Here is a 25,226-nt window from a genome sequence, read left to right as displayed (position 1 = left end):
TCTTGAGATGCATCTAAGATATATCTTAGACCTATCGAAACAAGAGGCATCGCCGCACGCTGTTCCCTTTTCCGACGATCGGCGTATCACGCCCGACGAATGGCTGACCTGTTCGCAGACGATGCGCCCGAAGGCGCGCCCGATACCCCGCGCGCCGATGCGCCGCTGGCCGACCGGCTGCGTCCGGCGAACCTTGCCGAAGTTGTCGGGCAAGAGCACCTCACCGGACCCCAAGGTGCGATCGGGCGAATGGTGGCGGCAGGCAAGCTGTCCAGCATGATCCTGTGGGGGCCGCCCGGCACCGGCAAGACCAGCATCGCCCGCCTGCTCGCCGATGCGGTGGGGATGCGTTACGCTGCGATCAGCGCGGTGTTCTCTGGCGTGGCCGACTTGAAGCAGGCCTTTGCCGAAGCCGAAAAAATGGCGAAGGCAGGCCGCAAGACGCTCTTGTTCGTGGACGAGATCCACCGCTTCAACCGCGCCCAGCAGGACGGCTTTCTGCCCTACGTCGAACGCGGCGTGGTGACGCTGGTTGGCGCAACCACCGAGAACCCGAGTTTTGCATTGAATGCCGCTCTGCTCAGCCGCGCGCAGGTGCTGGTGCTGAACCGGCTGGACGAGGCTGCGCTGGAGGCATTGCTGGCAAAGGCGGAAGACCTCGAAGGCGCCCTCCCCCTCGCCCCCGAAGCGCGCGCCGCCCTGATTGCCAGCACCGACGGCGACGGACGCTTCCTGCTCGGGCAGGCCGAGACGCTCTACCATGCAGGTCTGGCCGAACCGCTCGATCCGGCGGGTCTGGCCCGGTTCCTGCAACGGCGCTTAGCAGTCTACGACAAGGACCGCGACGGGCATTACAACCTGATCTCCGCCCTGCACAAATCGGTGCGCGGGAGCGATCCGCAGGCCGCCCTCTACTGGCTGGCGCGGATGCTGGTGGCGGGCGAGGAGCCGCTGTTCCTCGCCCGGCGGCTGGTGCGCATGGCAGTGGAAGATATCGGCATGGCCGACCCGCAAGCGCTTCCCCAATGCATGGCGGCGATGGAGGCGTACCGATTCCTCGGTTCGCCCGAAGGCGAACTGGCGCTGGTTCAGGCTTGCCTCTACCTCGCCACCGCCCCCAAATCGAACGCGGCCTATATGGCGCAGAAGGCGGCGTGGAAATCGGCGAAGGAGAGCGGCAGCCTGATGCCGCCGATGAATATCGTCAATCCGGCGACCGGCCTGATGGAGAGCCTCGGCTACGGCAAGGGCTACACCTATGATCACGACACGCCCGAGGGCTTTTCGGGCGACAATTATTGGCCGGAAGGGATGGCACCGGAACAGTTCTACACGCCCGCCCCCCGCGGATTCGAGCGCGAGGTGCGCAAGCGGCTGGACTATTGGGACAAGCTGCGGGCGGAGCGGGGGTGAGCCGCTTCTCCCACTTCCTTGCGGTCGACTGGTCAGGCGCAAAGGGCGCGCGGCAGAAAGGCATCGCGCTCGCCGTCGCGCTGGCCGAAGGCGGGCCGCCGGTTCTGATCGCCCCGCCCGATCCGCGCGGATGGGCGCGCACCGAAGTGCTGGCGCTGCTTTGCGATCTGCCTGGCGCGACGCTGGTCGGCCTCGATCTGGGCATCGGCCTGCCTTTCGCCGATGCGGGCGCCTTCTTTCCGGGATGGGACGCCTCGCCGCAGAACGCGCCCGGCCTATGGGCGCTGATCGATAGGCTGTGCGCCGCTGATCCGCACCTCGAGGCGGGCGGCTTCGTCAGCCACGCCGAGGCTTCGCGCTATTTCCGCCACGGCAAGGACGCGACAGGCGACCGCTTCCTGCTCCCCGGCGCCGCCAGTCGCGAAGGCCGCTTTCGCGTCGCCGAGGCGGCACAGCGCAATCAGGGCGTGCGACCGGTAAGCAATTTCAACCTCGTCGGCGCAGCGCAGGTCGGCAAGTCGAGCCTGACGGGAATGCGCATGCTGCACCGCCTCGGCGGGCGGGTGCCGGTGTGGCCGGTCGATCCCTTGCCGGACAACGGATCCGTGGTAACCGAGATTTACACCTCGGTTGCCGCAAGGCTCGGCGGCGTGACGGGCGCAGCGACCAAGCTGCGGAGCTTCGAGGCGCTGAACGATGCGCTCGATCTGCTGGGCTCGCCGCCGGTCGAAGGGACAGGCGCGCTCGACGATCACTCCTCCGATGCACTCCTGACCTCTGCCTGGCTGCGGCGTGTGCACGGCCAGCAAGACCTTTGGCATCCCCCGGCCCTGACGCCCGCCATCGCTCGCACCGAAGGCTGGACTTTCGGCGCTTTGTAGTTCGCCCTGACGCTTCGCTGCTTGAGGGTGTTTTGGTCTCCCTGGCGCTTCGCTTCTTGAGGGTGTTTTGGTCACCCTAACGCTTCGCTGCTTGAGGGCGCGCGGGTTTGTGATTAAGGCGCGCTCCATAAAGCCATGTGCCGGCTTAGCTCAGTTGGTAGAGCAGTTGATTTGTAATCATCAGGTCGTTGGTTCGATTCCGACAGCCGGCACCATTTCTGTGGGACGTCACAAGTGATTGGACAAAATCCAAGAAGCTTGGACAAATTCGGGGGTCATGGAGGTGGCTCACGAGCCGACTAAGTTATTACAGCAGATATTGATTCCATCTGACTTGCCTCAAATGAGTGGCCCGCACACACAGTTAGTGCATCGGACGCGGTGCTATGGCTAATCGCAGGTGGAACGTAGCTGAATAGGAGCGCCCTCCGACGGTTGCCTCGTCATCTAGCCGAAGAAGCTGTATCGTGTCTTGCAAGGCAAAAACGCCTGCCTAAAAGTACGAGAACGTCGTGCGCACCACCTCACAGTATGGGACAGGGCGCGTCCTCCAGAGCCCTCCGCTCCGCTTCCAGCCGCTCATGATCGTCACCCGGATGAGCGGGGCCACGGGTCCGGTCCGCGCCAGCGAATAGAGCAGGTTGCCCGCAGGGTAGCGGAAGAGAATCTGTGACAGGAACGCTAGGATCCAAGTCCTAATGAGAGCTCTGGGGGCATTTCCCTTGATCAAGGTTGCTTAAGACTTCGATCCCTATAACATCTTGGCGAACCGCCGAATTGCATGAGTTTCCATGTACTCTGACCCGCCCAAGGCCACTTCCAATCGACGGACAGCAGATGCGACGCCTCATGCTGCATCGCTGATCCAGAGCCTGCGCGATATCGGTTATTCAGCCGAAACTGCACTCGCTGACATCATCGACAATTCGATCACTGCAGGTGCCCGCAAGATCGAGATATTGTCTGATGCGACGTCGGCTGAGCCTGCGGTGGCAGTTCTCGATGATGGTCGCGGCATGACAATGGCGGAGCTTGTCGAGGCTATGCTCCCGTCATTTTCCCATTGTTCGCCGCAATAGAGAACCCGGACGCCCTTGCTCCGGCAGCGCAGTTCATAGCTGGCCGCCTCGTCGGGATCCTGAAACCGTCCCCAACGGCTGACGTCATAAACGAGCAGCACCTCGAAGTCCGCGCGTCCGGTTTCGATGTCATCAAGCAAAGCCTGAAGCGCTGGGCGACCCTTGATGTTCAGCCCGCTCTTGCCCTCGTCTGCATAGGTTTTGACAATCTCGAGCCCACGCTTCTGCGCATAGATGGCTATCGTGGCGGCCTGGTTGTCGGTCGAATACTGCTGATGCTCGGTCGACATGCGGACATATTGTGCCGCCCGGATCATCTGGGGCGGCTTGGGATCTTCACGATTGTCGTCCGTCCATCGAATGATCATGCGATTACTCGAGCGCAGCTTGCGAGAGCGCTTCAGTCCTCTGCGCTACACGAGAAAGCAGGGAAAAATGGTTCCTAATAGCGGAAGCAAACTTCGTGGTGCGCCGAACGGGCTATCCGACGCGGCTCTTGCGCATATGATCGGTGCGGCCCTGAAAACCGACCTCGGCGGAACGCGCCAGGCGACCAAGACTGTGATGCGCTGGACCCATGTGAGCGACCATACAGCCCGATCTTGGCTAAACGGACACACGAGTCCGAGCAGTCTGCATCTGCTTGAGTTGGCCACGCAGTCGGAAGCCGTGATGGCAGTGATCCTGAATGCGACCGGGCACACGAGCATGGAACTCGCTCACGATCTCGTCGCTGTCGAGAATGTGCTAGAGACCGCCTTGGCGCGCGTCAGGGCGCTGAGGGCCACTTAGTTCAACTCCATAGCCTTGGAATTCTCTAACAATCTACGTCGTCGTGATGCTCGGAGTGTTTTCTTATGGCGCAGCGGGAATTCGAACGCGAAATTGTCAGTCAGGTGGTAGCGATCACAGGCTGGAGATTGTCAGAAACACCGCAATGGTTGATGCGACCCGGCAAGGTAGAGTGCGGCCCCGCTTGGCCGCTAGTGCAAAACATCTACCGCGAACTCACAGGGAAGGATTTGCCTGATGAGATGCCCTCACGCGAGCGCCGGAAAATCGATGCCGTACTGATCGACAATGATGGGCGGTCTCGTTTCCTTGAAGTAGATGAAAAACAGCATTTCAACTCATTCCGTGCCGTCACTTTGAGCCTCTACCCGGACGACACTCCAATCGCTTTCGATCGCGAAGTGTGGACAAAGGCTTCTCGCATGAAGACAAGGTTAGAAGGCGGCGGTTTTGGACGCCCTTGCCCACCGCTCTTTCCGATGGAGGGCGGGCGTCATCGGCAGCGGGCATTTCGAGACGCATTGGCAGACCTTCTACCACCTGTTCACAACTTCTTGCCGACCCTGCGCATCGCGCATTTTGAGTTGCAGGGGATAATTGTCCGCCCGAAGGTCGACGAATTGCTTATGCGGAAACTCGGTCGCTAGAAGACTATCTAAGTTGTTCCGAAACACTCGAGGGATAACGGATTCCCTTCACGCTCGGCTTCTTCGATTGGTCTCTTTGCTTTGCATCAAGCTCGCGCGCGAAACCCAAGCTCTGACAGCGCCACCTCGACCTCGCGTTTTATCGTCCACCGGTTACGCGTGCAATTGTGCTTACCTACGCACACTTTAGCTGGCCATATCAAATCATGGAGTGATGGCTCGATTAGCCACAGCGCCATCCGGGGCCCTTCTTATGTCTTTTGCTTCAAGCAGCGCCTGACGGGCCACCGAGATATTGCCAGATTAATAGCCAGAAAAAGATTTCCAATAGCCAGAAAAATTGCAAATCTGTCCGTGTGCTGTGCAGGTCGCGCCACTAGAGCGCGGAAAGCAATTCACCGAACGGACATCAATGCAATGAATTCTCTGACCCAAAACCTGCACCGTCGAGCCAGTCTCGCCCCTCTAACAATCCACGCGCGTCAGCGATTGCAACAGCGGGGTATACCGGCAGTGGCCCTCCAGCTCCTTCTTGATTTTGCCGAGGCGACAAGCGCCGGCAATGGATGCTTCAAGTATCGCTTCGACCGCCACACTTGGGCTGAAGCCATGCAAGCGACAGGCGCGAGCGCAAAGCTCGATCGCTATCGCAACATCTTTGCTATTGTTGATCAGAGAGACCTGGCTGTGATCACAGCTGGCTGGTTGAATTGATCTGGGAGGCCGGCAAATGAGAAAAGTTCCCAGTCAACTCGAGAAGGTGCGATCAACGTCGCGCGTGAAGCTCGCGGACCGTCCGCTGATTGCGAAGGCGCTTGGCAATCTTGCCTGCGAGTTATCGCCCGATGAACCGCTGCAAACTGTCAGGGCCTGGTTCGATACCTGCTGGCCGCATGGAGATCGGTGGCAGAAGCGGCGCCGCTACGTGCAGCTTCCCTCCGACAAAGAGCGCGACGAAACGAAGAACGACAGTTTTATTTCGAGCGGGCGGGACTGGGCCGCACTGATCGAGGAGGCGATCAAATTCGCACTGGCGAGATCGCATGTAATCGGCGACCAATATGATAGGGCGCACGCCAAATACATTCGGACGATTCTAGCCGGCACCGAATTTGGTCCGAAACTGGAATTCGACCCTTCTGCAGATGTCACGGCTCGCGGCCTAATTGCAAGTTTTGCTCGCAAGGTCGAGCAACAGCTTTCCGACAAGACCAGGCTTGTCGAGCTTTGGGCTCACCGGCTGAAGAAATGTGCTGACGGAATTCAAATTCATTACCTTGATAGCGTCGACATAAAACTAGGGTACTTGATGAAACGCAGACGAGTTGCTGCGTTCGTGGTTCCGGCGCACCTCTTCGGCGCGGATGGATCGACAGCCGGCGATGATCAAGAAACCAAGGCTGTTCGCTGCATCGACTGGCTGCACGACCGCAAATTCTTGACCCAAGGCGATTTTCGGTTGCCGGCAATCAAGTATGATGAAGCCGTCGGCTTTGGCTGGTGTGAGCTTGAATCAATCGATGTCTCAACGGTCAATCTTTCGATCGAAGAAAAACCCGACGGAACCCCGGGACTCGAACTATGGGTCGGCCGCAACGAGACTGGCCATAATTATTGGCCAGCAACGCCTAGAACGCCGATGCTCAAGGTTGCCCTGCAAAGATATTATGACCGGATAATATTTGAGTCAGTAGAACTCGACCACTTCGATAGTCGGATTGAGTACGAATTTGTCGACTGGTCGCTGATCGATCAATTCCAGACTGATGGTTTCGAAATCACTGAACAGAAGATCATCCCCCGATACTTCATCGTGGACGACCTCCGTGACATTCCCGGGGAGCCGTCTGGGTGGCTTCATGACAAGAATGACGCCGAAGTGCACAGGCTGCTTTTCGCCCATGAACCCGATACTTGGTTCCATCCCCAAATCGCTGTCTTGGACGATGAAGAGACGCCCGCGCTTGAAGGAACTGTTGCAGCAGCAATCTTCGCGAACATGAAATGCCCCGAAGAAGATCAGATCGGCCACAAGCTGATCGCGGAGGCGGAGTCTCTGGCTCGGCCCCACCTCGAAAGGAGGGCGAAGATTCTGATTGAGTATCAACAACTCATCGATGGGATGTTCTCCAATGAAGACTAGAATTGATCCAATCGATGACCTGCCTGAAGTAGACAGAGGAGGCCAACCATGACGCGCGCGCTGCTTCGCAGCCCCGAGAACATGATGGGCGCTTTCCGGCTGTTCTGGCAGGCGCGCAACGAGGTGCTCACGCAGGGACTCATCACCGACAACTGGGGCGGCATCTATTCCTGCACCCGGATCGCCGATATCATGGCTGCCTGGGCCAAGTATCCCGACATTCAGCTTCTCTCCTACAAGATGCACCCCGACGCCGAGATCAGCGCCGCAGCGTACGAGTGGCGTGAGAATGGCTATGCAAGCGGCATGCCGCGCAACGAGATCATGAAGAACCTGCGGCTGGAGCATGTACTGCCCCAGCGTGAAATGACCCTTCACATCGGAGCGATGGTCGACGATGGGAAGAATGACGAGCAAATTTTTGACTGGATACGCACCCACTACCGCGTCGTGGTGTTGACCGTCCAGGAAACGCTGGAACTCAACCGCCGCAATCGGTCGCGCATCTGTCCGAACCGGATGGACGGTATCGAAATGCGGTCAACGGAGCGCCTATGACTGACGAGACACAAGGCGGGCTTTCATGCAGGATCGCAAGGGGGCCGGCTCTTCTCGGTCGATTTGTTCCGCGTAAGACACGGTCGCTCGCTTGCCGCCTGCCCGGGATCGACGAGCCGATTGCTGCAATCGCCGTCTGTCGGACCTGGAGGGGCGAGATCAATTACATTCACGAGGGTGCCAAGGCCTATCTCGAATGGCCGCGTATCCGTGAGCGGTGGTCGACAATGGACGTCTATCACCAGCAGGCCGTCGCCGAGATTGATCGGCAGGTGGGAGGTTATGGCGAGGCGTTGTTCGCCCTTAACGAGGAAGATGATCCAAAGCCGAAGCGGCTCTTCATCATGGCTCCGCACGACGACGCCCGGTGGACAGTCGTAAGACCTGTGGACTTCAGGCCTGCCAGCTTGGGCGAGGCACGATTGTGACTGACCCAGTCGCAACGCACGTAAGGCAGATTCTCGAGCTGGCAGCCAGAAAGCACGCGGCGGCTATTGCGGCCATAGAGCGGCGCCCGATCGATCTCGACAAAGTCCGACTGCGCCGCGTCGACTTTATGGCCTCGGCAAAATCGAGAAGGAGTTGGAGGGCCACTGCCGGTATGAGCGGCTTCCGTACATTCCGGTTTGTGGCCGCCTCAGGGCGAATCTAACTCGCCTTGGGTTGGATCTTGAGGCGTTTCCGCTCCTCTGGGACGGCTTCCATCAGTAGTACTCGAATGTAGGCCGAAAGCGGTCGCATGTCGGCATCAGCAAGCTCGCTCAAAATGGCTTTCTCCTCGCTGGACAGGCGCAAGGAGATCAATTCTTTCCGGTCGGGCACTGGCTTACCTTTCTTGATGGTCGCGCGAGCACTGCGTCATCGCGTGTATTACATTCACCCAGCGTACATATCAAATGTATGACAAGTGATGCATCATAGCAACTGGAATGAGAAAGCACACGCATGTCTGTCATCTATCGCGCCAACGTTGGCGAAGGTAACAAGCTGCTCCATACGGCTATCGCGAAAAAGCGAATGATCGTCTGGACATATGCAGATCTGATCCCGCTTATCGAGGCCGACGCGGACGAAAACGCCTTCTGGCTCAAGATGCGAGGTGGGCTTGATACAAACCTTAAGCCTGTGGACATGAGGGCTTGTCGCAGGGGCCGAGGTTACGACCTTGAATTGAAACAATCGCCCAAGGGGGCGATCTGGACGACGTATTCCAATGGCCAGTTGTGGTGGACTGAACTTATAGACGAACCGGCGCTCAAGTGGGAGCCTGCTGAAACGCACGTCCCCGAGCGGACCGGCGAGCAACCCATCGTCCACATGTATCGACAAACGAGTGGCTGGTCGGATCAGGACCGGCGCGGACGCCCGCTCAACAACCTGCATCCGCGAGCGGTCCAGATCGTCTCCGCGCGCAAGACCTTCGACAAAGCAAGGGCCTCAGAGCCGTTCTTTCGCGCCTTGATCGACGGCGACGACAACGTCCTTGCGGAATACTACGCAGATCCCGAATGGCAGAAAGCCGCGAAGGAACGGGGCTGGCGTCCTCGGCCAGATAATGACGAGCAGATCAAGCGCGACAGTGAAAATCCCGACGAGGCATCCGCAATCGCCCGAGCGATCATGCAGACTGTTCGCGGTGCCAACGGGCAGAGTGTGCAAACCACCGTAAAGGCGAAGGACACGGACATGAGCGAAGCCGAGCTGCAGCGCTACATCGAGGAACTGCTTCGGAACAACCCAGACCGGCGCTGCGCCCTGACGGGCATGACCATGCAGCGTTACGGGTCCGGCGGCGAATTCGCCGTTTCGCCCGACCGCATTGACAGCAAGAAAGGCTACGTTCGCGGCAATATCCAGCTTGTCTGCTGGTTCGCCAACCGCTGGAAACGCGACACGCCCGATGCCGAGATGCGCGCCACGCTCGCAGCGCTCCGCGACCACTGGGAGACGGATAAACTGGCGCTTGCGGCCTGAGCGTAGACGCTAGAGGACCTTATGATTGATCCTGCCTTTACTCACGTCAGCGAGATGCTGACGCTTGCCAGCAGCCGCCACGCGGAAGCCATCGCTGCCGTGCAGGCCCGTCCGCTCGACCTTCCCCGCGTAAAGGCCGCGCAAGGTGCGCTGGCGGACGCGGTGCTGCTCGTCGAAGATTGTCTGGACCTCACCGGCGATCCGCGGCTCGTGTCCGCCATGGCCGAACTCCATCAGCAGCAAGCACTTTTGGTGCAAGGCATCGCGCGCCTCGAGACGGCGGTGGCAACCCATCCCGTGCCGAAATCCCTCTGGGCCTCGCCCTGGTCATGGATCAGTATAGCAATCATCGTGGGTGCTGTCCTCACAGGGTCGTTATGACTTGGGGATCTGTCTGATATGAAGTTCCAGCGGCCGGTTCGACGCGACGACTGCGTGCTAATTTCCCCGTCGGTCAGCTTGCATAACGCGGCTGCTTGAAAGATTGTCCAAGCTGTTCTGACCTAGGCGAAGGATCATCCAGCTTTTTGTGATTTTTTGTCCAATCATCTTGGCCCTAAAGCGCCCTTAAGCCGTTGAAAATCGGTCGCGCTAGTCCAAGCTGTTGTTACGTCCCACAATTTCCCCGGGCACTTCCGCAATACATCCCCGGAAAAATGCTGTGCACAAGGCATTGACTTGTCGAAGCAAAAGGCCAGAACCTGCACCTGACACGCAATCCTTGCGGGAAGGGACGGGGACAATGAACAAAAGCGTTCAGGCAGGCTTATCGATCCTGGCACTGGGGATCGCAGCGCCTCTTGCTGCGCAGGTCGCCATGCCGCCGCTCCCGCCTGCAGAATGCACCGGCGCGCAGGGCAATTGCGCCGTGATCGGCCAGACCACCAGTGGCAATACCGCCACGGTCGGTCAGAACGGCTCCGGAAACGCAGCCGATATCGACCAGTCCTCGGTCAACGGCGATGACACGGCCACAGTGACTCAGTCGGGATCCGGCAACCTGTCAAGGGTGGACCAGCGCAGCGCGCGGGGCAGCAACACCGCGACCAGCACCCAGTCGGGGACGAACAGCACCGCTTTCATCACGCAGGCCCAAGGTGCTTTCGAGGATAGCGCGACGATCACGCAGGGCACGCTCGCCGACACGAACAGCGCGACCATTACCCAGAACAGCTAGGGTGCCAGCACCAACCGCGCGGTGATCCTGCAGGACGCTGGGAGCGGCAACACCTCGACGATCCTTCAGATCGACGACGCGAATATCGCCGAAAACACCCAGACGGGCGGCGACAACGTGTCCCTGATCGACCAGGGAGGGCTACCCTTCTTCAGCGGGCAGGCCACGGCGTTCGTCAACCAGATCGGCGACAGCAACATCTCCACAGTCAATCAGCGGGCCGATGGCACAGGGGCGGTTTCCGTTACCCAGACCGGCAACACGAACAGCAATCTGGTCAACCAGGGGACTTCGGCCGTCGCCACGCTCAATAATTTCGTGCTCATCCAGACCGGTAACCGGAACTCCAGCACCACCAACCAGGGCTTCAATTCGGACAATAACCGCGCCAATGTCCTCCAGCAGGGCAATGACAACGTCAGCACGATTTCTCAGCAGAGCTTTCTTAGTGCGTCGGGCAATGACATAGATCTCGACCAGATCGCCGACGGCGCGCAGAGCACGATTTCCCAGGCCGGCGGGCAAGGCAACTCGGCTATCGTGGGCCAGTTCGGTGATGCCCACGTTTCGAGCGTCAGCCAAACGGGGAACAGCCACACGGCAATCGTGACCCAGGGTGTGCGCCCCGCCCCCTGAAACGGGTCTCACCCGAGCCTGAGAAAGAATTCCTCACGCTCGTTGCGCAACTCGGCCGGTGACATGGCCGATAGCGCATCCAGCTCCGCCCGCAGCGCCAGCGTCAGGCGCTTCACCGTCTCCTCGGCATCGCGGTGCGCGCCCCCGCGCGGTTCGTAGACAATGCGGTGGATCACGCCGAGTTTGAGCAGATCGCCCGCCGTCACCTTCATCGCCTCGGCAGCGGCCGGGCCTTGCGCGGCGCTGCGCCACAGGATCGATGCACAACCTTCGGGCGAGATTACCGAATAAACCGCGTGTTCGAACATCAGCACGCGGTTCGCCGCGGCAAGCGCCACCGCGCCTCCCGATCCGCCCTCGCCGATGATCACCGCGATCAGCGGAACGCTCAAGCCGAGACAGGCCTCGGTCGAGCGGGCGATAGCCTCGGCCTGCCCTCTCGCCTCGGCATCGATGCCCGGGAAGGCGCCGGGGGTATCGACCAGCGTCACCACCGGCAGCCCAAACCGGTCGGCCAGTTCCATCAGCCGGATCGCCTTGCGATAACCTTCGGGCCGCGCCATGCCGAAATTGTGCTTGAGCCGCCCCGGCGTGTCTTCGCCCTTCACGTGGCCGATCACCATCACCTTGCGCCCTTCAAAGCACGCAAAGCCGCCGATGATCGCCTGATCATCGCCAAAGGTGCGGTCGCCCGCGATGGGGATGAATTCGGAGAACAGCCCGGCCACCAACCGCTCGAACCGTGGACGCTGCGGATGGCGGGCCACCAGCGTGCGCTCCCATGGAGAGAGGCGCGCATAGGTGTCCGCCAGCAGCTTGTCCGCCCGCTCGCGCAGCATCCGCGCTTCCTCGGTACCCTCGGCATGGGCGGCAAGGTCCGCCACATGCTTGTCGAGCGCCTCGATCGGCTTTTCGAAGGGCAGATACTGGATCATTCCTGACCCTGTATCACACCGTCATCGACATGCCGCGATAGATCCGCGCGCGATAACGCGAATCTTCGGCGTCCGGCAGCGGCGCGCCGACCAGCAGCACAGCGCGGGCAAAGCGCCGCACCTCTTCAAGATGCTCGTCGAGATCGCGTGGCTCCTCCGACTGCACCCGGCGGGTGAGGTTGATCTGGTTGACCGGCACATCGTGAACCAGACGTTCGTTTTCGACCGCCAGCGTCGCGGTGAAGGCGTGGAGCGTCGTCTTGATGAAGTTCGCCAGCGCGAAGGCCGGGGACTTGTCGCCCATGGCCACGTCGGGACTGGTCAGCACCAGCTGGCAATCATCATAAAGCGAGGCGCGGCGCGAGACGCGGAAGTGGTGGGTGAGATTGTCGGCCACAACTTCGCGGAATTCGTCCGGCGTCAGCGGGTCTTGCGCTTCGAACAGCTTGCCCGGCAGTGCGGTGAACGGCGTGGAGAGGATCGTGGTCGGCCTGCCCCACTGGCTGAGCGCCTCGTCCATCGCCGCCTCGATATCGCTCGAAACAACCAGCGAGGTCAGCGACTGCGCGACGTCCTCGTCGAGTTGCGCCTCGACGGCATCGAAACCTTCGGCGGTGCGGGTGATCAGCACCACGTTGGCGGCATGGCAATCCTCGATGAAGGCGCGCGCGGTTTCGGCGAGGTAATCGACGAGGTGTTCGCCGATAATCCACACTGTCTTGCCCCGCATCTGGTCGAGCCGCTCCTGCTTGGGACTGCCGAACAGCTCGCGCTCGGTGGTCGAGCGCTCCACGCTGAGGCCGCCCGAAGGCATGAAGGTTTCACCCGACACAGCGCGGTCCGCGAGGAAGAACACCGTCGCCTGCGCCACGTCATGCTCGGTCGGCATCTTGCCGAGATAGAGCTTGGACAGCACCCCGCCGCCGACCTTCTTGGCTTCGGCCGCGATCTTGTCGGCGGGAAGGAAAGGCGCGTCCTCCGGCGGCACGCGCAGCAGCCAGTCGCCGTCTTCGGTTACCGGACGTTCGGACCATTCGGGCGCATCGAGGAACAGACCCGCCTGACGCAAGCGGCTGACCAGCGCGGCAGCGATCTGCGGGGTCAGGAGATACTGGTCCCAGGTACAGGTGCCGTCCCCCTCGCGCGCGCAGGCCAGCGCGAGTTCACGCAACTCGCGCGGGTTGTTGGTGTCGTGGCTCATCTTGACGGTATCGTTGCGCGCGAGCCGCGCCAGCACTGCCTCGACCCGCACCCCGCGCCGGATCGCCTTGATCGCGGCGGCGTGGACGGCGTTCAAACGCTTGTTTTCGAGAATCAGCTTCCCGCGCCGCTCGAACAGGCCGGGCTTGCCGCCCGTGCCCGAGAGGCGGTCGCCATCCACCGGCCCCGGCGCGATCGCGTTGAACTGCACCTCCGGCCCCAGATAGCGCGCCATGCTCTCCACCATCGCGCGCTGCCCGGCCTTGGACACGGCGTAATCCGCGCGGTTGGGATAGGCGACGGCAAGATACTTCTCTCCGCCGAAATAGGACGAGACATTGAGGATATATCCCGATCCCTGCGCCTTCATCAGCGGCGCGACGTGGTGCATCAGGAAGTAGTTCGACACGAGGTTCGCATCGAGCGTGTAGTCCCACGCATCCACGCCCATGTCGACAACCATGTCCTCCGCGCCGGCCACGCCTGCGTTATTGATGAGGTAGTCGATCCGCCCGAAGGCCTTGAGCGTCGCGTCGACCGCGCCTTTGAGGGATTCAAAGTTGCTGACATCGACGTTGGCTAGGGTCTGCACGCGGCGCTCGACCCCGGCGAAACCGATGTCCTCCAGCTCCGAGACGATCCGCGCCCGCGCCACCGCCAGCTCGCTTTCACGGCGGGCGACCATCATCACCTTGCCGCCCGCGAGCGCCAGCAGGCGCGCGACCTGCCCGCCGATGCCCGCCGACCCGCCGGTAATCAGCGCCACCTTGCCCAAGTGCAGCCCGGTGATGTTCTCGGAGAAGCCCGGCATGGCCTTCCTCGCCCCGGTCGCCTCGCCGATATTGGCGGGCACGTAGAGCGTGATCTCTCCGAGCTTGCTTTCCTTCAGCAGGATGCGCGCCGCGTGACCCGCGGTGAAGCGGATGTTCTCCGCCTCGGTGTTGGTGAAGCGCACGATCTGGTTGCCCCACTCGGCCTGTCGGCGGCGACCATGGGCGGTGTCGATTTCGGATTCGTCGCGCCAGATGCGGATCAACTGTTCCGTGGCGGCGCGCAGGATGTGACCATAGATATCGCCCTTCCCGTCGCTCGCATGGCTGACGAACACGAAGCGCGGCGGCTGCAGCAGGTTGTCGTGGCGCTTCCAGTAGCGGCTCATTGTCCGCGCCAGGGCCATGTTGCCCGCAAGTTCGGCATCCATCAGAGCCTCAACTGCATTGTCCTCCGCCTCGGTGACGGCGCCCGAAAGCTCGCCCGCACCCAGCGCAGGCATGAACAGCGCGCCGCTGATCGGCGTGCCGCCCCTGGTATATTCCTCGAGCGCGGCTTCCATTGCCGCCGGATCCTTGCGGCTGAAGCGGATGATCGAGAGGCCTTCGGTAAGGCCCAGCGCCTTGCAGCGCTTCTCGGCAATGGCAACATCGGCAGCGCGGGGCAGGCCGAGCACCACCTGCGCCCCGCAGGCCAGCTGCACCTGCGCGATTTCCAGCGCTTCCTCCCAGTCATCGCCCGCCGCGATCAGCACGGCCAAACCCGTGCCGTCCATCGAGCGCATGGTCGGCCGCGCAAGATAGGTCGAGCGCTGCTCCTTCCTCACACTCATGCCGTGGGTGACTTCGAAATCGTGGCCGTTGTAGGCCGCGCTTTCATCCGAGCCGAGGAATACGCAGGTGGTGGCGATGTCCTCGGGCGTGGGGAAGGTCTTGGCCTTCTCGTTCCCGCCGGTGGCCCGTTCAAGGCTCATCATGTCGAAGAACTGTGTGGCAGTGGTGCCTGCCTCGTCCCCGCGCGCTGCATCCATCGCGGCAAAGACAGAGCGGATGCGCTCGCTCTCGATCGGGCCGGGATAGACGAGGTTCACGCGGATGCCTTTAGGCCCGAGCTCAAGGCTCAGCTCGCGGCTCCACGCATTCATTGCCGCTTTGGGGACGACGTAGGCAGCGCGCGCGTAATAGGGCGTGCGGCTGAAGATGGTCGACACGTTGATGATCGAACCGCCTTCCGGAATATGCGGCGCAGCCACCCGCGCGACATTCCATGCGACTCCGAAAATGTTGCGCAAAGCATCGGCGACAGTCTCGCTGTCGGTGCTGCCGGTCTTCTGCAGCGCCGCCAGTTCTTCCGGCGAGAGCGGCAGGTTCTCGATCGGCTGCTTCGGCCCGGCGCTTCCGGCGTTGTTGACGAGGATATCGATCCGGCCGAATTTCTGCACCACCTCGGCAATCGCGGCGCGCACCGATGCTATGTCTCCGCCGTCCAAGGCGACCGTGGCAAGCCGCGACGGATCTGCGCCAGTCGACTTGAGCAGCGCATCAGCAGCCGCCTTGGTGCGATCGGGCGTGCGGCCCGTCATCACTACGGTTGCACCCTCTGCAAGATAGTGCGTGACGATATGCCCGCCGAGATTGCCTGCAGCGCCGGTGACGACCGCGATTTTCCCAGCCAGACGGCCCGGAACATCGCCCTGCAAGGCGGGCGCGGCGGCAGCAGCTTTCGATTTGGCCATAAGCTCTCTCCTCACAGAATTACCACGAAGCAGGGCTTCGCTTTGCGTTTCGTTCATTCTCTGGGGAGGAGAGGGAAGAACGTTTCAATTATTGCAACGCGCGGATCAGCCTTCAGGTTCCCCGCCGGATCGCGCCGTCTCATGGGCTGCCCAAGCCTCGAGCAGCGCGTCGCGGCTCCTGAGCCCCAGTTCGGGCAGAGCGTGGTTGACGACGTAGGTCGAGCCGGTGTGCCGGTTCTCCCACATCGCCTGATGCGCTTCGGGCAAGCCGTCCCATGGCACCACCAGCGGCTCGGTCACTTCGAGCAGGCCGGCCGCGATCATGTCGTTCATCCGCGCCACCTCGAAAGCGTTGCACAGGTGCGTGCCGAAGATGTTGGCCGTGGGCATGTAGATGCGGCGCTGCCGGGTCCACACCTGCGGGGCGTAGAAGGTGAAGCGGCAGCCGGAGAGGTCCTCGGCAAAGATCACGCGGCCCGTGAAGGGCTTCACCAGCGAGGTCGAGATGCCGAGCGTGTCCTGCCCGGCACGCTCGAACACCAGATCGGGGCTGCCGCGCGGATTGTCGGGCGAGCGCAGGATCTTGCCCACCGCCGAACCGAAGGGCTTCATCACCCGGTCCTGATAATCGCGCACCGCGGCCTTGAAGACCTCAATATCGGCCTTGGCATCGGGCAGGCGCGGCATGGTGTCGGGCCAGTGGAAGTTCGCGCCCTCGCGCCGCCGGATCGCTTCGAGGGAAACGATCCCTTCGATCGCATCCTCCAGGCCAAGCGATTGCAGAAACTCGCGCTGGCCATCGGTGGTGGTAGCGATGACGCTGCGGGCGTTGAACAGGCGCGCAGCCTCGATCATCTCGAGCCCGGTTTCGTCGAGCAATTCGGACGAACCGGGCCCGTAGAAGATCAGCACTGCCTCTCCGCCCCTGAGCGCGGCGCGCCGGAGCATTTCTTCGGGCGTGGCCGATCCGCTCTTGCCCATAAAGCTGAAGTGATAGCCCGACGAGGCACCGTAGAAGGCCAGCGTGCCGTTCTCCGCAAGCAGCTGGAACGAGCGCGGAAAGGCCGTCTCGCCTGCGTGGCTGACGACGTAATCGGCCAGCTTGCCGCCGTTCAGCGCCTTGTATTCCTCGATCAGCGGTGCGCCCGCGGCTTCCCAGGCCTGCGCCGATGCCTTGTCTTCGGGTACCGCGGTGTAGAGCTCGGCAAAGCGGGGATCCTTGCGGTTGATCGCACCCATCGCGCCCTGCACCTGCGTGATGAAGTCCGCCCGATCCTGCGACGACACCAGCCCCGTCACCTGCAAGCCCGTGCGCACCGAGGAACGCAGCGCATCCAGTCCCGTCCCCGTCGCCGCGCCCTCGACGAACAGCGTCCGCCCCGGCGCGATCTGCAAGGTGGTGAACAGGCAGCGGGCAATCGTGCCGAGGTTGAGAACATAGCTGCCGGCCTGCTCCAGCGTCAGGTCAGGCGGCACCTTGTGCATTTGCGGGGCCTGCACAGTCAGGAACTGCGCGTGGCTGCCGGTTTCGGTCTCGTAGCCCTGAATGGAGAAATCAGCATACATCGGGTCATTGCCGACCTGCGGGGAAAGCAGGTCATTGGTCCCCGAGTAAACCGTCACCAGATCGCCGACCTTGATCCGCCCTTGCGCGCGGGTTTCCGAGCCGAGCGCCGCGACCAGCGCAATCCCGCCCGATCCGGTGATCTGCACGTCTTCCTCATGCGCATCGAAGGGCGAAACCGGGATGCCGGTCAGCGCCCAGATGTCGTTAAAGTTGACCTCGCTGGTCAGCATGTACAGCAGCGCCTCGTTGGGCGCGGGCTCCGGCACCTTCACGATCAGCTCCTTTTCGTGGCTCGCGGGCGGGCCGAAGCGGGGCTGGCCGGTATCGGGATCGCGGGCAATGCCGAAGGCATATTGGTAAGGCGGGATCGGGGTGACGCCGGGGTAGAACGGCGCGCCGACGGGCAGCAGATCGCCCTCCGCTTCCAACGCCTGCGCGCGCATTTCGTGCTCGGCATCGATCCACACGCCATCACGCCGGACGGGCAGCGGCGCGGCGACCTTGTCGATGAATTGCCGGATACCGGTCTTGCCGCCTTCAGGATCGACGATGGCTTCGGCAAACAGCCGCGCCTCGCGCGCGAGGCCTGCGGTGATGCCCTGTTCGAGTCCGGTCCGCACGGCTTCGAGCGCACGGGCGCCCGCCTGTCCGCGCCCGGCCCAGTCGAGCTGGCGCAGGATGCGCTGGAGGAAATCGTCCTCCATCACCCGGTCGAGCGAGACATTGGCCGCATCGTCCCAGCGGGTGACCGCCGCCTGCCGCTCGGCAAAGGCCTTGCCCAGCGCGGAATCCGCGCCGTAGCGCACATAGTCACGCACCGCGGCATGGGCCTGCGAGAGCGCATCATGCGCGCCGCTGACCAGTTCATCGATCACACCGACGGCGCTGGCCTGATCGGCATCTATGCTGCGCCCGCCCAGGATCAGGTCCATCGCATCGCGCACGCCCTCTTCGCCGCGCCGGTCGAGCAGCAGGCGCGGCAGGCGCTGGGTGCCGCCGTATCCGGGCAGCAGGCGCAGGCGGATTTCGGGCTGGCCGAAACGCGCGGTCGGTTCGGCCACGCGGTAATGGCAGGCGAGCGCGAATTCCATGCCCCCGCCCAGCGCCACACCCTGCACCGCCGCAATGCAGGGCTTGCCCATGCGCTCGATAGTGCGGAAGGCGAGGTGCGCGTTGTTGGGCAATACCATCGCCTCTTCGACCGAGTGAATTTCCTCGAGCATCTGGCGGATATCCGCGCCCGCGACGAAGGACGAAGTGCCCTGGCCGGTGAACACCACCGCGACCACATTATCGTCGCGCGCGAGATAATCGGTGACCAGCACCAGCTCGTCGATCGCGCGTTCGTTGAGCGCATTGACCGGGGGGTTGGTAATGGTGACGGTCGCAACCTGCTTGCCCGGCATTACCGTGTTGTACTGCACGAGGAAGTAGCGATGCCGGTCGAACAGCGCCTGCTCGTCCGAAAGCCGCTGCTTCCGCTGCCACTCGGCGATGACAGTGCGCAATTCTTCGAGCGCCTCGGGATTGCGCAGCGTGGTCACGTCGCCCACATCCTCGCCCACCACCAGCGCGCGCACCATCCGGCGCATGTACTTGCCCGAGCGGGTTTCCGGGAATTGCGAAACCTCGATGAAGTCAGCGGGAACCGCGACCGCGCCCTTTTCGGCGCGGACCAGATCGAACAGGCGGCGCTTGTCCTCGATGGTGAGTTTGCGGCCCGCCACCGGCACGACGAAGGCGAGCGGGGTCAGCCCCTTCTCGCGGTGCGGCGCGCCGACCACCAGCACGTTGCCGACCGGCGAGTCCGGAGCGAGCGCCTTGTCCCGCAGCACGGCACCCTCGATTTCTTCCGTTCCCATGCGGTGGCCCGAAACGTTGATGACGTCGTCAGAGCGGCCGTGCAGCGAGAAGGAGCCGTCCGGATGCTGGATGGCGAAGTCGCCCTGGGTATAGGCCCAGGCGCCCTTCCAGCGCTTCCAATAGCCCTCTTCCCAGCGTGCTGCATCGCCGCGCCACGAGGGATCGACCCGGCCATCTTCGACCTTGAAGCCCGCGATATCGCCCCAGATGGTGCGGGCGAGATAGGGATAGGGCGCGGCGATGACGATTTCGCCCTTTTCGCCGGTTTGCGCGCGTCGCCACGGCACCCCGCCGGCATCGCTGCGGGCGAAGGGCACATCCGCCGGAGCGCCATCCGCGTCCTCGACCCAGACATCGCCGACGATCCACGGCAGCGGATAGGCGTGGGCATCAGGACGCAGCGGGAAATCGTCATTGCCGAACATGTGCGTCCAGGCGATCCCGCCGTGCTCGGTCGCCCAGTACGAATTGATATAGCGGGGCGTGACGTGCTCCATCCCGAAGGCCTGCACGGACGGCGAAACCGGCTCAGCGCAGAAGGTCGCAACGCGCAAGCCGCTCATGTCATAGCGCTGGAGATCGGCCAGGTTGTCGGGATCGCTCATCACCGATTTGAGGAAGGTCACCCCGGCCTTGAAGATCGCGACCTTGTGCCGCTCGATCATAGAGGCGAAGCGGCCTGCATGCGGGAAGACCGGCGAGCCTTCGGACACGAGGCTCGTCACCCGCGTCATCAGCGGCGCACAGATGAGGTAGCTCTGGCCGGTGATCCAGCCGGGATCGGCCACCACGTAAAGCACATCGCCCGGCCGCGCGTCGAAGCTGGCTGCCATGGTTTCGGCCACGCCCGCGGCATAGCCGTGGCTGTGGACGATGCCCTTGGGCTTGCCGGTCGAACCCGAGGTGTAGATGAAGAACATCGGGTAATCGGCATCGACCGGCATGGGCTTGGACGAAGCCCAAATCGCGCGCACGAAATCGGCATCGGGCAGCGCCAGGAGATCATCGGCAGTGTGAACCGCAAAGCCAGCATCGCGCGCCTTTTCGAGCACGGTGACAAGCGCCGCGTCGGTCAGTTCATGGCTCCAGCGGTCGCGTTCCTCGCGCCAGATCATGTCGGGCTGGTTGGTGTGACGGCAGACGATCACCGCCTCCACGCGCGGCGGCAGGGTGACGAGGCTGGAGGCAATCGCTATCCGCACGCGGGCGGCATCGGCGCTGGTGATACGGCCATCGCTGCCAAGCTGGATCAGCGCCCGGCCCACGCCGCGCATCACGTCCGACCGATCGACCGTGATCTCTCCGGCAAGCGCCTCGCGCACGGCGGCGAGGATGGTATCGTGATCCGCTTGCGGGAGCTCGAGATCGAGCCCGCCGAGGATTTCGAGCGCGGTTGTCACCGGCACGAAGTTGTCGAGTGCAGGGTCGGTATAGGCGTTCTTGAAGGCGGCGACCTGCGCGTTGCGATAGGACCCGTCACTCGTGACGATGACCCGTGCTGCCGTGTCGGCGATACGGTCGGACAGGGTCTTGTCGGAAAAGCCGCCGAACACCGCCGTGTAGACCACGCCCATGCGCTTGGCCGCTTCGGTCCAGTAGATCTGCGGTACGATGCTGGGCATGTTCAATGCCATGCGGTCGCCCGGCTTCAGGCCCAGCTGCTCAAGCGCGACCGCGCACTTCGCCACTTCGAGCAGCAACTGCTTGCGGGTGACGGTAAAGCAGTCGATCGGCGCGCCCTTGCCGCCCATCGCCGACATGTCCCAGCGGTCACCCTCGAAGATCAGCGCGGCTTCATCGCCGTGGCCGGCGAGCACGTGGCGGTCGAGTTCGGAAAAGGCGGCATTGGTGCGCCCGCCCACGAACCAGCGCCAGTGCGGCGGATTGGAGCCGTCGAAACCGGTATGCCACGGCGTGAAATCCGCAGGCAGATCAGGGCTGACCGGCGCTGCGGTGGCCGCATCCCAGCCATGCCAGCGCCCGTCTTCAGCCTTCGCCAGCCAGGCGCCTTGCGTACCGCAAACGGCGACAAACCAGTGCATGTTGCGCGCGGCGATATCGCCATGAAAGGCGCCCGGATCTGCCAGAGCCGCTGCTCGCATGGCTTCCCACTCCGCACGGGTCCGGACACGATTGACCGCAGCATCGGCTCCGGCTGTGACCGTAGCAGCTTCAGGCATGATCTTCTCCCCCCCAACACGTGAGAAATCCGCGTGCACCACCCCCGCGGGCCGCAGTAATGCAAAAAAATTACGCCGGAAATTGCCTCACGGCAATAATGTGCCAGCGTAACCTTCCATTCCATAACGCGGCACCGCCGGATCCGTTCCAGAGGCAAAAGAGCCCTGTCGACGGATTGTGAGCGGTTGCGCGCACGTAACGCTTTTTCAATCGCCGCCAGCTATCACAAGCACTTGCGCGACACAGGCGAGCCGGTCGGACAGGGGAGCGATGGTCTGGGACCAGGCGTTTGACTGTCCGAACGTCGTCCCGGGGAAATCACATGGCAATGGGCTTTCTGAAATCGGTCAAGCAGCAGGTCGGGCGGCAGGGCCCGGCCAGGCGCGGGCCTGGGGATACCGCATCGCGGTCAAGCCGTATCGCCGTGCTGAACGATGTCGAGGCACTCGGCATCGGCATGTTCTGGGCGACCGATGCAGAAGGCCGGTTGACCTTCCTTTCGCAGCGCGCCCTCGACGAGCTGGGGGAGGGAAGCGAAGAACTGTTGGGCAAGCCCCTGCCACAGGTGTTCTGCGACAGCGATCCCGAAATCGGCGCGACACAGCAGCGCGCGATCGGCTTCAAGCTCAACGCCCGCTCCAAGATCGATGAGCATATCATCGCGGTGAAAGCCGCCAGAAGGCGCGACAGCGAGGCGCGCACGCGCTGGTGGCGACTGAACGGGCGACCGATGATGGACAAGAGGGGAAACTTCCTGGGCTATCGCGGCAGCGCGATCGACATCACCAGCCAGTACGAGCATGAAATGCAGGTCGCCCTGCAATCGCAGGTCGACGAGCTGACCGGTCTCGCCAATCGCCGCAAGCTGACGGACCGGCTCACGACAACGCTTTCAGCGTTCCGCGCGAGCCAGCGCAGCTGCGCGCTGATGATGCTCGATCTCGACCGCTTCAAACATGTCAACGACACCATGGGTCACCAGGCTGGCGACGAACTGCTAAGGCAGGTAGCCGAACGCCTGAAGGGCATCGTCAGGGACGGCGGCGAAGTGGGTCGCCTTGGCGGGGACGAATTTCAGGTGCTGCTGCCGGACATGGATGATCGCGGCACACTGGGCGAACTTGCCAACCGGATCGTCCAGTCGCTGTCACAGCCCTATCAGATCAAGGGAAGGCGCGCGATTATCGGCACCTCGGTGGGGATTGCCATCGCCCCCTATGACGGGGTGGATGCAGACGAGCTCACCCGCGCAGCTGACATGGCTCTCTATGCTTCCAAGGAGGCCCGCGGCGGCACCTTCTGCTTCTTCACGACCGACCTGCGCGATGCGGCTTCCAAGACCGCCGAGCTGGGCGACCGGCTTCGCGACGCGGTTGAGCGCAACGAAATCGACCTTGCCTATCAGCCGCTCGTCGATCCGCTTACCAACGAAGTCAAGTCCTTCGAGGCCTTGCTGCGCTGGGTCGACGGGGACGAGGGAGCGATTTCGCCCGCCGATTTCATTCCGGTTGCCGAAAGTGACGATCTGATCATCCGGATCGGCGAAATGGCCCTGCGACAGGCCTGCAGCGATGCGGTCCGCTGGCCCGATTCCATCCATGTTGCGGTCAATGTCTCGGCCAAGCAGTTCGTGCGTCCGGGTTTCCGCAAGATCGTCGCTGCCGCGCTCGAAGCATCGGGGCTTGCCCCGCACCGCCTGGAACTGGAAATCACCGAAACCGTCTTTGTGGGCGATCTCAAGGTGGTCGATGCCGTGTTCGAGGAGCTCAAGAAGCTCGGCGTGCGATTGGCCCTCGATGACTTCGGCACCGGCTATTCCTCGCTCGGCTATCTGAAGAACGGTCATTTCAACAAGCTGAAGATCGACCAGAGTTTCGTGCGTGGCTGCACCGAAAACGGGGATATCAACCCGGCGATCATCAGCGCCATCGTCGCGCTTGCGAAGGCGCTCGGCATGGAAACCGTCGCCGAGGGCGTGGAAGCCATGGACGAGCTTGCGCTGGTCCGCGAACGCGGCGCGGATCTGGTGCAGGGCTTCGTCTATTCACCTGCAATCCCGCAGGAAGACGTTCTGGCCAGGTTCGCCGACGGCAGCATTCAGGTCACGCCCAGCGGGCCGCCGCGGCATCGGGCTGACCGCATCTCGATCTTCCGCAAGGTCGGCCTGATCCACGAAGACCACTACTACGATGTGATCCTGCGCAACCTGTCAAAGACCGGCGCCCGCATCAACGGTCTGGCGGGTGTTCCGGTCGGCACCGACGTGGTGCTCGATCTCGGACACGGACAGCTCGTGGTGAGCAAGGTGGTCAACGCCACCGAGAACAGCCAGGGCCTCAAGTTCGAGACCCCGCTGATCAGCGATGGCAGCGGCGGGTTCATGACCCGGCACCGGATCTCGCCCTATTCGCTGGCCGAGGCGGGCATTCCGCTGGCGGCGCTGGGAGCCGGAGCCTTCCCGCTTGCCAAGTGGCGCGAGGCGCACAAGAGCGCGCCGGCCTTCGTGCAGCTCGATCTCGGCGTTTGACCGGCCTGTTTCACGTGAAACAGGCCCGCAATGCGGGTCTGACGGGGGGCTGAAAGGGGTCTGGACGGGGTCGAAGAGGGGTCTGGCAGGGTCTGCGGCCCTAGCCACGCCCGCGATAGGGCGGGACGCCCTGATCGGGCAGCCACAGGCCTTCGGGCGGCGTTCCGGACTGCCAGAACACATCGATCGGAATCCCGCCGCGCGGATACCAGTAGCCGCCGATGCGCAGCCACTGCGGGCGCATCTCCTCGAACAGGCGCGCCCCGATCCCGACCGTCACGTCTTCGTGAAAGCCGTTGTGGTTGCGAAAACTGCCGAGAAACAGCTTCAGGCTCTTGCTCTCGACAATCGTCTCGCCCGGCACATAGTCGATCACCAGATGCGCGAAATCGGGCTGGTTCGTCACCGGACACAGCGAGGTGAATTCGGGCGACACGAAGCGCACCAGATAGGTGAGGCCCGGTCGCGGGTTCGGAACATAATCGAGCACCGCCTCTTCCGGCGAGGAGGGCAGCGGGGTGTCCTTTCCAAGGAACTGGGGACGGACATCTGGCTTTTCGGGTGTGCTGTTCATGCCGCGCTGTTGCCTTGAAAGGAGGATGCGCGCAAGCAGGGAACTGGACGGGCGGGCCGCGCCATCCCTATGAGAACGGGCAAGCGGCCCTTTGGCCGGCCAGACCCTTTCGATCCGAACATGATGACCCGACCCAGCCTCCCGCTCCGCCTTCCCGCGATGCTGCCCGCCACGCTGGCCCCTGCGCTGTTCGTCGCGGCACTCGCTGCGACAGCAAGTGCGCAGCAGACACCCGGCAACTTCACCCTGCCCGAACCGCGCTCCACGCCCACCGCTGCGCCCGCCCCCGTACCCGAGGGTCCTGCCGACGAACTTGCGGGCGTGCCGATCCCGCCGCGCAGCCAGCAGACGCCGCGCATCGCGCCAGAGCCGGTGCTGATGCCCGAGGCCCCGCCAACATTGTCCTCGCAGCCTCCCGGGCAAACCTCTCCGCAAGCGGGGCCGACGCCGCCGCCATCACCGCCTCCGGCGCCTCCGGCCGCCGCAACGCCCGTGCCCGCGGCAACTGCGACCACCGCCGCGCCTGCCGCACAGGAAGCTGCCGTCACACCCGCGCCCGAGCCCGGCTTCGGC

At 62.9% G+C, this 25,226-nt stretch carries 17 protein-coding genes, 1 tRNA gene and 2 pseudogenes; 15 read left to right on the top strand and 5 right to left on the bottom strand.

Annotated elements, in window-relative coordinates:
* Positions 1–99: 99 nt before the first annotated feature.
* The 4 genes from I603_RS04040 to I603_RS14775 all read left to right on the top strand — a co-directional run bounded on the left by I603_RS04040 (position 100) and on the right by I603_RS14775 (position 3,373).
* Positions 100–1,413 (top strand): replication-associated recombination protein A, encoded by a 1,314-nt coding sequence (locus tag I603_RS04040; protein ID WP_068862570.1) that lies wholly within the window; start codon positions 100–102, stop codon positions 1,411–1,413.
* On the top strand, positions 1,410–2,294 hold the full coding sequence (locus I603_RS04035) for a hypothetical protein (RefSeq protein WP_068862569.1): 885 nt from the start codon (positions 1,410–1,412) through the stop codon (positions 2,292–2,294). The genes I603_RS04040 and I603_RS04035 overlap by 4 nt, the downstream gene beginning before the upstream one ends.
* 139 nt (positions 2,295–2,433) lie before the next feature.
* Positions 2,434–2,509: transfer RNA gene (locus I603_RS04030), tRNA-Thr, on the top strand.
* A gap of 576 nt (positions 2,510–3,085) precedes the next feature.
* Positions 3,086–3,373, top strand: coding sequence for an ATP-binding protein (locus I603_RS14775; RefSeq protein WP_232305244.1), 288 nt, complete (start codon positions 3,086–3,088; stop codon positions 3,371–3,373).
* Here I603_RS14775 and I603_RS04025 read toward each other — a convergent pair.
* Positions 3,370–3,690 (bottom strand): annotated as a pseudogene (locus I603_RS04025) (recombinase family protein); the annotation flags it as partial. The gene I603_RS14775 and the pseudogene I603_RS04025 sit on opposite strands and share 4 nt — an antisense overlap.
* A gap of 540 nt (positions 3,691–4,230) precedes the next feature.
* On the opposite strand from I603_RS04025, the gene I603_RS14435 reads away from it, so the two are divergent.
* The 9 genes from I603_RS14435 (at position 4,231) to I603_RS03980 (ending at position 11,300) form a co-directional block, all read left to right on the top strand.
* Positions 4,231–4,812, top strand: a complete 582-nt coding sequence (locus I603_RS14435; RefSeq protein ID WP_143736752.1) for a hypothetical protein — start codon at positions 4,231–4,233, stop codon at positions 4,810–4,812.
* A 513-nt stretch (positions 4,813–5,325) separates the two neighbouring features.
* Positions 5,326–5,526, top strand: coding sequence for a hypothetical protein (locus I603_RS04015; protein WP_068862566.1), 201 nt, complete (start codon positions 5,326–5,328; stop codon positions 5,524–5,526).
* Between the two features lie 16 nt (positions 5,527–5,542).
* Entirely contained in the window at positions 5,543–6,955 is a 1,413-nt protein-coding gene (locus I603_RS04010; protein ID WP_068862565.1) for a hypothetical protein, read from the top strand.
* Between the two features lie 48 nt (positions 6,956–7,003).
* Positions 7,004–7,513 carry a hypothetical protein gene (locus I603_RS04005; RefSeq protein WP_068862564.1) on the top strand — a complete coding sequence of 170 codons (510 nt, stop codon included), beginning with the start codon at positions 7,004–7,006 and terminating at the stop codon, positions 7,511–7,513.
* Complete coding sequence (locus tag I603_RS04000) at positions 7,510–7,941, top strand: hypothetical protein (protein WP_068862563.1); 432 nt, start codon at positions 7,510–7,512, stop codon at positions 7,939–7,941. The genes I603_RS04005 and I603_RS04000 overlap by 4 nt, the downstream gene beginning before the upstream one ends.
* Positions 7,942–8,458: 517 nt before the next feature.
* Positions 8,459–9,487, top strand: coding sequence for a hypothetical protein (locus I603_RS03995; RefSeq protein ID WP_068862562.1), 1,029 nt, complete (start codon positions 8,459–8,461; stop codon positions 9,485–9,487).
* Between the two features lie 21 nt (positions 9,488–9,508).
* Complete coding sequence (locus I603_RS03990; protein ID WP_068862561.1) at positions 9,509–9,868, top strand: hypothetical protein; 360 nt, start codon at positions 9,509–9,511, stop codon at positions 9,866–9,868.
* 361 nt (positions 9,869–10,229) lie between these two features.
* The gene (locus I603_RS03985) at positions 10,230–10,664 is read left to right on the top strand and encodes a hypothetical protein (protein ID WP_068862560.1); all 435 of its coding nucleotides are present in this window, start codon (positions 10,230–10,232) and stop codon (positions 10,662–10,664) included.
* A 21-nt stretch (positions 10,665–10,685) separates the two neighbouring features.
* On the top strand, positions 10,686–11,300 hold the full coding sequence (locus I603_RS03980) for a hypothetical protein (protein WP_068862559.1): 615 nt from the start codon (positions 10,686–10,688) through the stop codon (positions 11,298–11,300).
* Positions 11,301–11,308: 8 nt separating this feature from the next.
* Here I603_RS03980 and I603_RS03975 read toward each other — a convergent pair whose 3' ends face one another.
* From I603_RS03975 to I603_RS03965, 3 genes are all read right to left on the bottom strand, one after another.
* The gene (locus I603_RS03975; protein WP_068862558.1) at positions 11,309–12,235 is read right to left on the bottom strand and encodes an acetyl-CoA carboxylase carboxyltransferase subunit alpha; all 927 of its coding nucleotides are present in this window, start codon (positions 12,233–12,235) and stop codon (positions 11,309–11,311) included.
* Positions 12,236–12,248: 13 nt separating this feature from the next.
* On the bottom strand, positions 12,249–15,941 hold the full coding sequence (locus tag I603_RS03970) for an SDR family oxidoreductase (protein ID WP_068862557.1): 3,693 nt from the start codon (positions 15,939–15,941) through the stop codon (positions 12,249–12,251).
* Positions 15,942–16,046: 105 nt separating this feature from the next.
* Positions 16,047–21,551, bottom strand: coding sequence for an AMP-binding protein (locus I603_RS03965; RefSeq protein WP_068862556.1), 5,505 nt, complete (start codon positions 21,549–21,551; stop codon positions 16,047–16,049).
* A gap of 323 nt (positions 21,552–21,874) precedes the next feature.
* Between I603_RS03965 and I603_RS03960 the strand changes: the two genes are divergently transcribed.
* Complete coding sequence (locus tag I603_RS03960) at positions 21,875–24,079, top strand: putative bifunctional diguanylate cyclase/phosphodiesterase (RefSeq protein WP_086621879.1); 2,205 nt, start codon at positions 21,875–21,877, stop codon at positions 24,077–24,079.
* Positions 24,080–24,179: 100 nt separating this feature from the next.
* Here I603_RS03960 and queF read toward each other — a convergent pair whose 3' ends face one another.
* Complete coding sequence (gene queF / locus I603_RS03955) at positions 24,180–24,653, bottom strand: preQ(1) synthase (protein WP_068862555.1); 474 nt, start codon at positions 24,651–24,653, stop codon at positions 24,180–24,182.
* A 120-nt stretch (positions 24,654–24,773) separates the two neighbouring features.
* On the opposite strand from queF, the pseudogene I603_RS03950 reads away from it, so the two are divergent.
* Positions 24,774–25,226 (top strand): annotated as a pseudogene (locus tag I603_RS03950) (hypothetical protein); the annotation flags it as partial.

It is taken from the genome of Erythrobacter dokdonensis DSW-74 (assembly GCF_001677335.1).
Lineage (GTDB): Bacteria > Pseudomonadota > Alphaproteobacteria > Sphingomonadales > Sphingomonadaceae > Erythrobacter > Erythrobacter dokdonensis.
The sequence above is the reverse complement of the archived record's forward strand: the minus strand, read 5'-3'. Positions and strand labels throughout refer to the sequence as shown.

Coding starts and splice junctions, on each gene's coding strand:
- I603_RS04040 (WP_068862570.1), top strand. CDS start 100: ATGGCTGACCTGTTCGCAGACGATGCGCCCGAAGGCGCGCCCGATACC.
- I603_RS14775 (WP_232305244.1), top strand. CDS start 3,086: ATGTACTCTGACCCGCCCAAGGCCACTTCCAATCGACGGACAGCAGAT.
- I603_RS14435 (WP_143736752.1), top strand. CDS start 4,231: ATGGCGCAGCGGGAATTCGAACGCGAAATTGTCAGTCAGGTGGTAGCG.
- I603_RS04010 (WP_068862565.1), top strand. CDS start 5,543: ATGAGAAAAGTTCCCAGTCAACTCGAGAAGGTGCGATCAACGTCGCGC.
- I603_RS04005 (WP_068862564.1), top strand. CDS start 7,004: ATGACGCGCGCGCTGCTTCGCAGCCCCGAGAACATGATGGGCGCTTTC.
- I603_RS04000 (WP_068862563.1), top strand. CDS start 7,510: ATGACTGACGAGACACAAGGCGGGCTTTCATGCAGGATCGCAAGGGGG.
- I603_RS03995 (WP_068862562.1), top strand. CDS start 8,459: ATGTCTGTCATCTATCGCGCCAACGTTGGCGAAGGTAACAAGCTGCTC.
- I603_RS03990 (WP_068862561.1), top strand. CDS start 9,509: ATGATTGATCCTGCCTTTACTCACGTCAGCGAGATGCTGACGCTTGCC.
- I603_RS03985 (WP_068862560.1), top strand. CDS start 10,230: ATGAACAAAAGCGTTCAGGCAGGCTTATCGATCCTGGCACTGGGGATC.
- I603_RS03975 (WP_068862558.1), bottom strand. CDS start 12,235: ATGATCCAGTATCTGCCCTTCGAAAAGCCGATCGAGGCGCTCGACAAG.
- I603_RS03970 (WP_068862557.1), bottom strand. CDS start 15,941: ATGGCCAAATCGAAAGCTGCTGCCGCCGCGCCCGCCTTGCAGGGCGAT.
- I603_RS03965 (WP_068862556.1), bottom strand. CDS start 21,551: ATGCCTGAAGCTGCTACGGTCACAGCCGGAGCCGATGCTGCGGTCAAT.
- I603_RS03960 (WP_086621879.1), top strand. CDS start 21,875: ATGGCAATGGGCTTTCTGAAATCGGTCAAGCAGCAGGTCGGGCGGCAG.
- queF (WP_068862555.1), bottom strand. CDS start 24,653: ATGAACAGCACACCCGAAAAGCCAGATGTCCGTCCCCAGTTCCTTGGA.